The sequence below is a fragment of the Bacillus sp. CCNWLW194 genome (assembly GCF_037120585.1).
GTDB lineage: Bacteria > Bacillota > Bacilli > Bacillales > Bacillaceae_G > Bacillus_A > Bacillus_A basilensis.
The window spans coordinates 285828-297145 of sequence record NZ_JBBBBL010000008.1 but is presented as its reverse complement, the minus strand read 5'-3'; the positions used below and the strand labels follow the sequence as shown (position 1 = coordinate 297145).

The 11318-nt window shown below is 33.7% G+C and carries 6 protein-coding genes and 2 pseudogenes; 6 read left to right on the top strand and 2 right to left on the bottom strand.

Annotated features, from left to right (window positions below; genetic code table 11):
• Nucleotides 1-1356: 1356 nt before the first annotated feature.
• The 4 genes from V7S50_RS19985 (at nucleotide 1357) to V7S50_RS19970 (ending at nucleotide 9335) form a co-directional block, all read left to right on the top strand.
• Nucleotides 1357-3189: a GAF domain-containing sensor histidine kinase gene (locus tag V7S50_RS19985; RefSeq protein ID WP_336376436.1), complete on the top strand. Its 1833-nt coding sequence runs from the start codon at nucleotides 1357-1359 to the stop codon at nucleotides 3187-3189.
• 1 nt (nucleotide 3190) lies between these two features.
• On the top strand, nucleotides 3191-3832 hold the full coding sequence (locus tag V7S50_RS19980) for a response regulator (RefSeq protein WP_242251621.1): 642 nt from the start codon (nucleotides 3191-3193) through the stop codon (nucleotides 3830-3832).
• A gap of 403 nt (nucleotides 3833-4235) precedes the next feature.
• Nucleotides 4236-8477 (top strand): S8 family serine peptidase, encoded by a 4242-nt coding sequence (locus V7S50_RS19975; protein WP_242251623.1) that lies wholly within the window; start codon nucleotides 4236-4238, stop codon nucleotides 8475-8477.
• 258 nt (nucleotides 8478-8735) lie between these two features.
• Nucleotides 8736-9335 (top strand): TasA family protein, encoded by a 600-nt coding sequence (locus tag V7S50_RS19970; protein ID WP_242251626.1) that lies wholly within the window; start codon nucleotides 8736-8738, stop codon nucleotides 9333-9335.
• A 146-nt stretch (nucleotides 9336-9481) separates the two neighbouring features.
• Here V7S50_RS19970 and V7S50_RS19965 read toward each other — a convergent pair whose 3' ends face one another.
• A complete protein-coding gene (locus V7S50_RS19965; RefSeq protein ID WP_242251628.1) occupies nucleotides 9482-9928 on the bottom strand; it encodes a hypothetical protein in 447 nt (148 codons plus the stop codon).
• A 333-nt stretch (nucleotides 9929-10261) separates the two neighbouring features.
• On the opposite strand from V7S50_RS19965, the gene V7S50_RS19960 reads away from it, so the two are divergent.
• Entirely contained in the window at nucleotides 10262-10441 is a 180-nt protein-coding gene (locus V7S50_RS19960) for a DUF4083 family protein (protein ID WP_242251630.1), read from the top strand.
• A gap of 247 nt (nucleotides 10442-10688) precedes the next feature.
• Here V7S50_RS19960 and V7S50_RS19955 read toward each other — a convergent pair.
• A pseudogene (locus tag V7S50_RS19955) lies at nucleotides 10689-10895 on the bottom strand (IS4 family transposase); the annotation flags it as partial.
• 205 nt (nucleotides 10896-11100) lie between these two features.
• Between V7S50_RS19955 and V7S50_RS19950 the strand changes: the two are divergent.
• A pseudogene (locus tag V7S50_RS19950) lies at nucleotides 11101-11318 on the top strand (helix-turn-helix transcriptional regulator).

Sequence of the window (11318 nt, the reverse complement as noted above, 5' to 3'; positions counted from 1 at the left end):
GTTGGGCTAAACAGGTATTAGCTGTAGGAGGAATATTAGGGTTCTGCTACTTGGTGTTATATGTTTTTAGTTTCTTAGTTGTTATGTAAATATTATATAACTAAACTAGTAGAGTCTTGCCAAGATAGGTAAGGCTCTTTTGTTTTTATCTGTGATGAGCAAACTACATACAAAACCTTTCAAGTTTGTCAGATACTATGTATGGTGCCTTATTTTTCTATGTTTTAGAACACTACCTCTTATTATTGAAAGTAAATAAACTTCTATTAAAAATTTTTCATTTATATTGAAAACACAATTGTATTGATAAAAAAATGTATTTTTATCAATACATCTTAAAAAGACAAGCATAAGTTATATTAAGTTTTGGTGAAATTTTTTTATCTTTGAAAAGGATTTAAATCTTACAAATAGATTTGATCCCTTTCTGTATACCATAATTCCTATATTATCATATGAATATAATATACTGAAATTAATTTAAAAGCAAGAATATTAGTAGGTGTCCACCATATGCCCATCAACTTAAGATTTTAAAGTAGCCCCTAAACGAAGAATTTTTTTAAAATTGATTGTTAGTAAACAAGATAGATTGGCAAATCACTAACTAAAGAAATCTCTTCAGGTAAGCTAATCAGTAATATATCAAAAGATTCTTTACAAAATTTAGAGATATATTTTGTAGGTGTTTATCCTTCTATTAGTAGATTGGAAATGCTGATATAATTCTACCAGTTGATTTATCAAGACAAATTTGGATTTGCCGTCTGTTCATTGATTTTCCGATATATGTATTTCTAGCTCCTTTTAAAAATTGAGCGTTTTGATAAGCTTCATTTTATAAGCGATACATGAAGAAAGCGATGAAGTTGCAATGTATTGGTATTTGCATTTCAAATGAAAGTACACCAAAATGCGGATATATAAATTCTTTGCTGTTATATTCGGGACACGCAAATAACTAAAAGAAAAAGGAGGTTTTTTTTCTGACAGTAGGGGGTATTTTTGATCTTGCTACCGATAATCAAACGATATGTTAATTAGATTTAGATAAAATAAATACGTAGGTATTTACGGTTGACTTCCTATTTTTTTAGAATTATTTTAGTGAATCAAAATTAAAACTTTGTATACATCTTTTGTACTAGTAGACCTAAGTCTAAAAGTATGTACAATTACAACATTTGGCTAGTGGGTAAATTTTACGAACTGATATATACTAGTATTGTGTCTTGCCTTTTTAGGTGCAGTACACAGCCGGTGATTGGCTAGTGGATGTTCTTCCATTTTGCCAGTGCCGGTTTTTTGTTGGATAATAGAGAAAATGAAGTTTTTATAAAGAAAGAAGGGGTTGTTTTGAAAGATGTAAATTCTATCTTTATGAGAGAAAAGATTGCTAGTACTTATCTTTATTTTATTTCTTTTCTTGGTTTGGTCACTATAACTATATCTTTACTTGAAATTAAAATCCCTTCTCATCCAACAATACTAATATTGTTGTTACTATTTATGGGGATTGCAGAGTATTTTCCTGTAAGATTTTGGAGAGGAACTAGTTCGCTTACCTTTCCAATCATTTACGCTATGAATTGGCAGTTTGGAATCCATATAACTATTATTGCTATTGTACTCGTAACGCTAATTATTCACCTGCATCGTCGTTCACCGATACAAAGAATGTTATTTAATAGTACTCAGCATGCACTTAGTTTGATTTTGGCCGAATGGTTTTCAAACAAATGTATGTCCTTATTAATTAATAAGATTGATATGTCAGTTCTATATGAAAATTTAATATCTTTGTTATTATTTTGCGTGTTTTTTTGTTTTTTCAACAATTGTTTTTACGATTTGTTAATGCTACTCCTTCCGCAGCCATATTCAATCCATCAGTGGTATAAAAAAACTGTAACGGTATTTCTTTGCGAAACTTTTGGTTTCTCTTATGCGGCACTGATGCACGTATTAATTAGTACATATAGTGTGGAAGTAAACGAGATTACAGTACTGTTTTTCTTTTTTCCACTTGTAGCAACTTCCGTTATTAGTTCTTTTTCTGTACGGATAAGGATGGAGAAGGAACGATTATATGAGTTATTTCTTATTACGACCGAAATTAGTCGAGGATTAACCGGAGGAAACTTGAAACATATTAAACAAGCACTTAAAGGGTTTTTTAGCATACAAGCATATGTAATATGGACAAAAGATGATGGGAACTGGAATATTCTATTGAAAAATGGGAAAGTCCGCTCTGATATATCTGATGATTTAGAAAAATCCGGGGGGTTTGAGGAACTTTCTAAAAATCTTGTATTTAATGATTGGAAAATTGGTACGGCTCCTGGAGATGAAATATTTGATAGTGTTATACGCTCACTTGTATATTTTCCTCTTATAGTAAATGATGAATTAGTCGGAATGTTTGTTGCAGGGAAAAGTAGAAATGCGGGTTTCTTTCCAGAAGATGTACAGTCGTTAGCTACATTTTCTAACCAATTAGCTAACGTTGTTAAAACAAGGATATTGATTTCTGAACAGGAAAAAAGAATGATCTTAGAAGAAAGAAATAGAATCGCCCGTGAAATTCACGATGGTATTGCGCAAACATTAGCCGGGGTGATATTCCAACTAGAATCCGCGCAGAAAAAATACCGTGATAAACCAAAAGATATGCAGCAAGTAGTAGAGAAAAGCATAAAAGATTTAAGAGGAAGCCTAGGAGAAGTTCGCTATTCAATTTATGCTTTAAAACCATATCCGACACAACAATTAGGCCTTAAGCAGGCAATAGCAAGTAAAATAAAATCTTTAAAACAAGAATATGAACTAGACATTACCTATCATGAAAGAGGTCATGCACGTGCGCTTAGTTTTTCAAAAGAAAGAGTTATATTTGATACATTACAAGAGAGTTTGCAAAACATTGTAAAACATGCACAAGCAAAAAAGGCTGATGTTTTACTCAGTTATCAAAGTGAGCACGTGCTTTTAAGGGTTAAGGATAATGGAGTTGGCTTTTCACTATTTGAGTCTATGGTTAAAACAAAGAATGAGCCACATTATGGTATATTACATATGAATGAACAAGCCGACCAATTAGGGGCTACTTTACAGATTGATAGTTCTGTAGGGAAAGGGACAGAAATTACACTGTTAATTCCAGATTCACAAACAAGGGGTGCGTAAAATGATTAAAATATTAGTAGTAGATGATCATGCTTTTTTACGAGATGCAATTCGGAGCATACTAGAGGATGAATCTGATATGAAAGTGCTTGGAGAAGCTAGCTCTGGGGATGGAGTATTGGGAAAAGTAGAAGAATGCCAACCAGATTGTATTTTGATGGATATTAATCTTCCAGGGAAAAATGGAATTGAAGCTACAGAATTAGTGAAAAAAAATTATCCGAGTTGCCGAGTACTTGTGTTTACAATGTATGAACATGATGAGTATTTAATGGATGCACTCCAGGCGGGTGCTGATGGTTATTTATTGAAGGATTCCTCATCAGAGCAGGTAGTAGCAGCAATTCGAATGTTATATCGAGGCGATTCAGTTATTCATCCGCGTATGACTAAAAAATTAATTACATATCATCAGCAAAAAATGAAAGTAGAATCAAATGAAAATGAACTAACGGAACGTGAAAAGGAAATTCTCTTTGAACTAGTAAAAGGACTTAGTAATAAAGAAATTGCTGAAGTTTTATATATTAGTGATAAAACAGTTAAAATACACATCAATAAAATTTTTAAAAAACTAAATGTGAAAAGTCGATCGCAAGCAGTGATTTATGCAGTTCGAAATCAATTGGTTCCGCTAGATTAAATAAGAAATCTATCAAAGAACTATCGTGTCGCTTTATTCTGTATCACAAAGAATAAAGGACAAGATAGTTCTTTTGTACTATGTAGGCATAGAATCCTTAGAGAAAAGATACTCCTTTTGATTAATTTTCAGAATAATCAAAACGTGAAATAATAATAATAGAATTACATTTTAATCCTATTAATAATTCATTTTGTGAAAATCTTTTGTTGAAAATAAATGATGGGGGGCTCCTATAGAAAGAGTAAAGTGAGTAATTAGCTATATGAGGTATGGGGATGGTAGTAGTGTTGGAAATCTTTCATGATACAACAGATTAAGATTGATAGAGTTTCCAACGCTAAGTAGGAATGGAAGAATCAATTGGTTTCAAAAAATAATATGAATAATGGGGAGATGCAATATGAAACGAGGGAAATTTGGAAAGATTCTTATTGGAACGTTAACAGTTGGAATGTTATTGTCTCAAGGAATTCCATATAACGTATTAGCAGAAGAGGTAAATACATCTACTTTAACTGGAATTGATGATGCAAATGCTATCTTGAAAGGTCTTACCAAGGAACAACGTAATGCCTTAAAAACGTTAGATACAAAACCAGGTTTTGTTATTTCGCCAGGTATCAATACAGCAAGTCCTAATAATGTGAATGTGATTATAGAATTTAAGCAAGCACCTAGCAAAATTGAGGTATTAAAACAAGCGGCTAAAGGGAAAAAGGTAGCTCTTTCAAATGCGGAACAAAAGGTAGAGGCATCACATAAAGGATTTAAAGCAGAGCTTGAACAGCTTCAAAAGAATAAAGAGAAAGGGACAAATGTAAAATCTGCAAAAATAACAAGAGAGTATAAGAATGCTTTTAATGGTGTAGCGATTTCTTTACCAGCGAATATGATTGAGGACTTAGTTCGTACCGGTATCGTTAAGCGCGTATGGGAAGATCATGAGGTTAAAATTGATTTACCAAAAGAAACAGCTAAGACTGCTGTTGAACCGAAAATGGCAGATAGTGTACCGCAAATTGGTGTGGACAAGCTACATGATGAAAAAATAACAGGTAAAGGAATTAAGGTAGGTGTACTGGACACAGGTATTGATTACAACCACCCGGATTTGAAAGATGCATATAAAGGATATCGTGCAAAACAAGGTGAGGATCCAAGCAAAATAGATCCGAACTCAATAAAAGGATGGGACTTTGTTAATAATGATGCTGATCCAATGGAGACAACGTATAAGGATTGGCAAAATTCTGGGGGATATCCTGAGATTTATGATGGAAGTGCATATTATACATCCCATGGTACGCATGTAGCTGGGACAATTGCTGCAGACAAACAGAATAGTGTAGATTATGCAGTGAAGGGCGTTGCTCCAGATGTAGATTTATATTCATATCGCGTATTAGGTCCATATGGAAGTGGACAAACAAGTGGTATTCTTGCTGCGATTGATAAAGCAGTGAAAGACGATATGGATGTTATCAATTTATCACTAGGAGCATCTATTAATGATCCTTTATATCCTACTTCTGTCGCAGTGAACAATGCAATGTTAGCAGGTGTTGTTACGGTAGTAGCAGCTGGTAATAGTGGTCCGGATGAAGGTACTATAGGATCACCTAGTGCAGCGGCACTTCCCATTACAGTTGGAGCCAGTGACGCTGCAATGAATATTCCAACGTTTTCCGCCGATGCAGGTGATGTACATGTAGATAAGATGATGCTACTTGGAAAAAGCTTTACTGATAAGATTGAAGATTTGAAAGGTCAATCCTTATCGGTTGTATATGCAGGGCTTGGGAAATCAGGTGATTTTACAGGGAAAGATGTGAAAGGGAAGTTAGCTCTGATCCAACGCGGTGAGATTACATTTGATGAAAAAATTAAAAATGCTAAGGAAGCAGGCGCGAAGGCGGTAATTGTATACAACAATGTAGATGGGGAAATTACAAGTTATCTTGGGGAAAGTACTTCATCTATTCCATCGTTCCGCTTAACAAAAGTAGATGGTGAGAAATTACAAGCAAAAGCTGTACAAGGAGATGTGTCGTTAGCGTTTGGAGAACTTAGTAATATAAAAACAGAGGGAGATCACTTAGCTGATTTCAGCTCCCGTGGTCCTGCAACTAAAACAGATGATATTAAGCCAGATATTGTAGCACCAGGTGTGTCTATTTTCTCAACTGTTCCTGAATATATTAATGATCCAAAAGATGGAGAAAATTATCCGGTAGCGTATGGACGTATGTCAGGTACATCTATGGCAACTCCTCATACTGCAGGGGTAGCGGCACTTATTTTACAAGAACATCCAAACTATAGTCCATTTGAAGTAAAAGAAGCACTTATGAATACCGCAGTTGACCTAAAAGAAGAGCGTTCTGTATTTGAGGTGGGCTCTGGACGAATTGATGCATATCGTGCAGTTCATGCAGATACATCTATCGAGGTTATCGATAAAACATCAAACGTTGTAGATGATGAAGAAGTAGAAATTGAAGAAAAAACAGGTTCTATTGCGTTTGGGTATAAAAATCAAATTGAAAATGGGCCTATTAAAGATAGTCGAAAAGTCTTAATTCAGAACAGCAGTAAAACAGATGGGAAAGAATTTAAATTAGAGGTAGAATTTTCACCTACAAGTGTAGGGGTGCAAGATGCAGCGAAGAATGGTGTGAAGCTAAATGTACCAGATTCTATTAAAGTAGCTCCTGGTACATCAGAAGAAATTAGCCCTGAAATTATCATTCCAGATAACGCTGAATTTGGTAGATATGAGGGATATATTCATATTTCAAATAAAAACAATGAAAAAGAAGTATATCAAGTACCATTTGCAGTTAAATTCACAGAAAAAGGGATTGCGTCTGTAGATTTACTGAGAGATGCAATGGCAACAGATGCATCTAAATTCCATCCATTTATGGAGAGACCAAGTTCGCCTTTGACATTTAAAGTAAATAGTCCTCTTGAAACTATTGATGCAGTTGTGAAGGACCGAAAGACAGGGAAGGCATTAGGAATCGTTGGTACACTTGATGCAAGTAGTCTAACACCGAATGTTGAATATATGATGTTTTCTGGTATGGGAGGGTATGTACTTCCATTTACAGGAGATCCAGCTCATCCAATTGGGGATAAACCTGTTATGTTGCCTGATGGAGATTACGAATTGAACTTCGTTGGATATGATAAGGAAAGAAAATCGTATACAAAAGGCGATAGCATTATCATTGATAATGTTATACCGGAAATGAAATTTAAGGATGTACAACCTGGTATACACGAAGTAAATGATTCTATGTTTAAAGAAGAAGACGGCCAACATGCATTATGGGTGCATGGTAATATTTATGATTCTACAGTAGATGCATTAAAAGCAAAAGGCTTGCAGTATGATCAAAAAGCGAATCAAATTGTATATTATCAAAACTCAGCCTTCCCATCAGGTTGGTTGAATACAGTTCAAGCAAATGGTGATTTTAAATTTGGAGTACTTCCAGAGGAAATAAATGAGCCGTTAAATTTAAGATTATTTGGATATGACCTTGCCACTGCAGGGAATATGGCAACTGGATATAAAGATTATGTCTTTGTAAAAGAAGGGACAGAATACGCTGTTCCAAGTTATGACAAAGATAAAATAAAATTAGGTGAAAAAATTACGTTAACTTTGAATCTCAATAATGTAAAACAGCTTATGTCAGGTACATTTGAAATTCCTTATTACAAGCAGCTCTTTAAATTTAAAGATGTGAAACCAAATCCAGCACTTACGGAATATGTAAAACAACATGGACTGAACCTTAAATTAGAAGATCCGAAGGTAAGTGAAGAAGGAGCTTGGGAAAACAAGGTGAAAGTTGGCGCGTCATTGGAAGGAAAAGAATTTAAAGGATTAGATGGAGATACACCATTTTTAGATGTTACATTCGAGATGACGAGCGATGAATACTTTAATGATTTAACTGCATTTGGAGTAGATAAGTTCTCTTATACAAAAGTTGGTGCAACAGAAGGTAATGAGATTCCTGTGTTTAAAGATAAATCTTTTGCTATTGTTTCGAAACATTCAACGGTTACAGGATATATTGGTCCGGAAGCTTTCTTGAATGAAGAGGGGTATTTAGGTAAGAAAGACTATACAAAACTAGGAGCAAAAGTGTATGCAGTTGGTAAGGATGGAAAGAAATATACAGGAACAATTGATGATAACGGGCAATTTGAAATTCGTAGTGTCCCTGTAAGCGATAAAGAATATGATATTTTCGTAGAAATGCCAGGTCATTTAAATAGTAAATTAACAACAAAAATAGGAAAAATGCAGGATGGAGAATTAGTGGGACAAAACTTTAGAGCTGACATGGATGATAACCTTGCAGGTGATGTAAACGGCGATAAAATGGTAGATATTCAAGATGCTAGAATAGCAGCTCTGTCATATGGAAAAGGAAAAGTATCTGTAAAGGATGGAGATATAAATCAAGATGGTGTTGTAGATGAAACAGATATTCGTTTTATTGAGAAAAACTTCTTGAAAAAGGGTCCAGATGCCAAAGAAAATCAGAAACCGAAAGAAAATGTAGGGCCAGTGACGCTAGATAAAATCTTACGCTCTATTGGTTTAGAACCAAAAAAATAAGTGGGCAAACTTCTAGAGTAAATAATGCAATTAGACAATGAATAGTAAATGAAATGAGATTGGCTAACAAATAACCGGTAATGATTCACGTTAATATTACCGGTTATTTTAAAAGTAATAGTTGTTGGGGTACATGAAGTAACTAGTTTAAAATATATTTACTTTTGTTATGGGAAAAGGTAGTTGCTTAATGATTATTGTTTGCGGGATGGAAATAAGGTTTATGGTTTGAACTTAAAAAATAGGGGGACTTGTGAAATGGGTATGAAGAAAAAACTTGGTATGGGTGTCATAACTGCAGCGCTGGGCTTATCTTTAATTGGCGGGGGAACATATGCGTATTTCAGTGATAAGGAAGTATCACAAAACACGTTTGCAGCGGGTACTTTAGATTTGAGTGTAAATCCTGAAGTTGTTATTAATGTCGACAATCTGAAACCAGGTGATGAAATGGAGCGCGGTTTTCAATTAGTTAACAAAGGAACCTTAGCAATAGGAGATGTGAAACTCCTGACAGATTACAGTGTAATCGATGCGAAAGGGGATAATGGAAATGCTGATTTTGGTGATCATATCCGTGTGGATTTCTTGTGGAATTTGGATAAAAATGAAGTTCCAGTATGGTCTACTACATTATCTGAATTAAAGGTAGCTACGCAAAATGGAAGTATTCCTGACCTTGTAAAGAAAGGTATTGTAGATCGAGAAGGAAATGGACTAGCTCCTGGTGATGATGATACATTTTATGTAATGTTCACATTTATAGATAGCGGTGAAGACCAAAATGTATTTCAAGGAGATGCATTGAAATTAAATTGGACATTTAATACCATGCAAACAAGTGGTGAAGAAAAGTAAGTGTAACAATTTGTTTACTGTATGTTTAAAACGTATAGTATACGATTAAAAGAACTTAGAAGTCTTAGAAGTTCAAATTATGTTTCTATTAAATAAAAAATACATCCTTATAGGGATGTATTTTTTATTAATAATAATGTTATAAATTATTCTACATGAACCGATATGCTTTTAGATAATACTTGCATTGAGAAAGGAACTCTAGATTCAAAAGCAATAGTGTTTGTTGAATTTGGTGTGTTTGAGAAGATGTAAGAATCCTTAATACGTAATCTAAATGTTTTTTCAGATCCGAATGGACCAGTATAAGAACTGACTTCGTCTAAAGAACTTCCCGCATATCTAACACCATTAACAGTCAAAGCCTCAGAATATGAATCCGGTGTACCTACTTCACTAACTTTCACATAAAGGTAATCGCCTTTAAGAACAGGAATAGTTAAGTAAGAACTTGCACTATACATTTTGTTATTATCCCCTACAGCGCTAATGCTAACACTTCGTAGTGGAGAAGAATCCGCCTTTGAAATAGTTGGTAAAAATGCTAGTGTAAGTGCAAAACACATAGCTAACATGCCCATAAATTTTTTCATATTAACAACCCCTTAGATATTTATTTAACATCCTGTATTTTACAGGTTAAAAATGTAAATTTTAATATCGTTATATAAGGAATGATTATGAAATTATGCATATCTAATATAAAGCACACCAAAAATCGGATACATAAATCCCTTGGGGTTACATTTGGGCTACGCAAATAACTAAAAAAAAGGAGATTTCTTTATGAGAGTAGGGGATCTCTTTGCGTTTTGTATCGATAATGAGATGTTATACGAACCTGACATGTATAGAGTATACAAACAAAATCAAACAACAAATCACTTCTTTTAAATAGTAAAATAGAGGAAAGGAGGTCCTGTATAATGCCTTTAGAAAACTCTATTTATTACGTAGGAGTTGCTATTATATTAATGATCATCGGTGCATTGCTTGGGGGGATTATACGTATAATTCGATATTCTAGCAATCGTAAAAAGCAAGATTCAGTTGAGCAAAAGTTAGATAAAGTTATTCAACTGTTAGAAAAACAAAACAAAGATTGACCTTACTCAAAATAGAAGTAGTTTGCAATAGCTCCCAATAACGAAAATTATGTAAATGAGCTGTCCATATGGATGGCTCATTTTACTTTTTCTTAGCGTGACTTTTCTTCGAAATACTGCAGGTACCCAATCACTATCAATCTAACAAAAGCAAATATCCTCAAAACAAAAAAATAAGTCGCACTTTGTCAAAAAGTAGGTGTTGTAACAGTGGTACGGTCCCATTATTAAACCGTTGATTCAGTCACTCCGGGCTGATGAGTACTTTTGTTGATGCTTCTAAACAGCTAGATAACTGAGCTAAAGAAGTTATAGCTATATTTTGGCCAACTCATACACATAAATTTACTAAACCTTTTGCTTGGTACTTACTGTTTTGTTGCACAAAACCAACATCTCTAGCAAGATACTGTAAGGTATATGGAGATAAAAAAATTCGAATTTCGTGAGCAATTAGTTCTAATTCATCTTACAGAGAAACAGACGTGAAAAAGCCATCCTTTCCTATGATTCTACAGAAAAAATTTCTATTTTTATATTTGTAGGATAGTTTTAGATACAAAAATAAAGAGATTGGTAATATATATATGCCGTAAAATAAAATATATACTGCATTTATGCAGTTAATAATTTAATATATAGAATATGAGATTTGTGGTATGAAGTTATCATTTACTAATGAGACGTATTTAAAGTCTATAAGTAAAGAGAAAATTGCAAGAGTTAAAAAAGTCTAATTCAACTGGAGTTTACCGATATTGTAAACGCTACGCGAAAAACCAGTAGTTATATTGAAAGTAATAAGTTTAACCCTTCTTTAAAACTTTGTATGCATATAGCTAAAACATTAGATAAATTATTTTGGGAGGAACTCTAA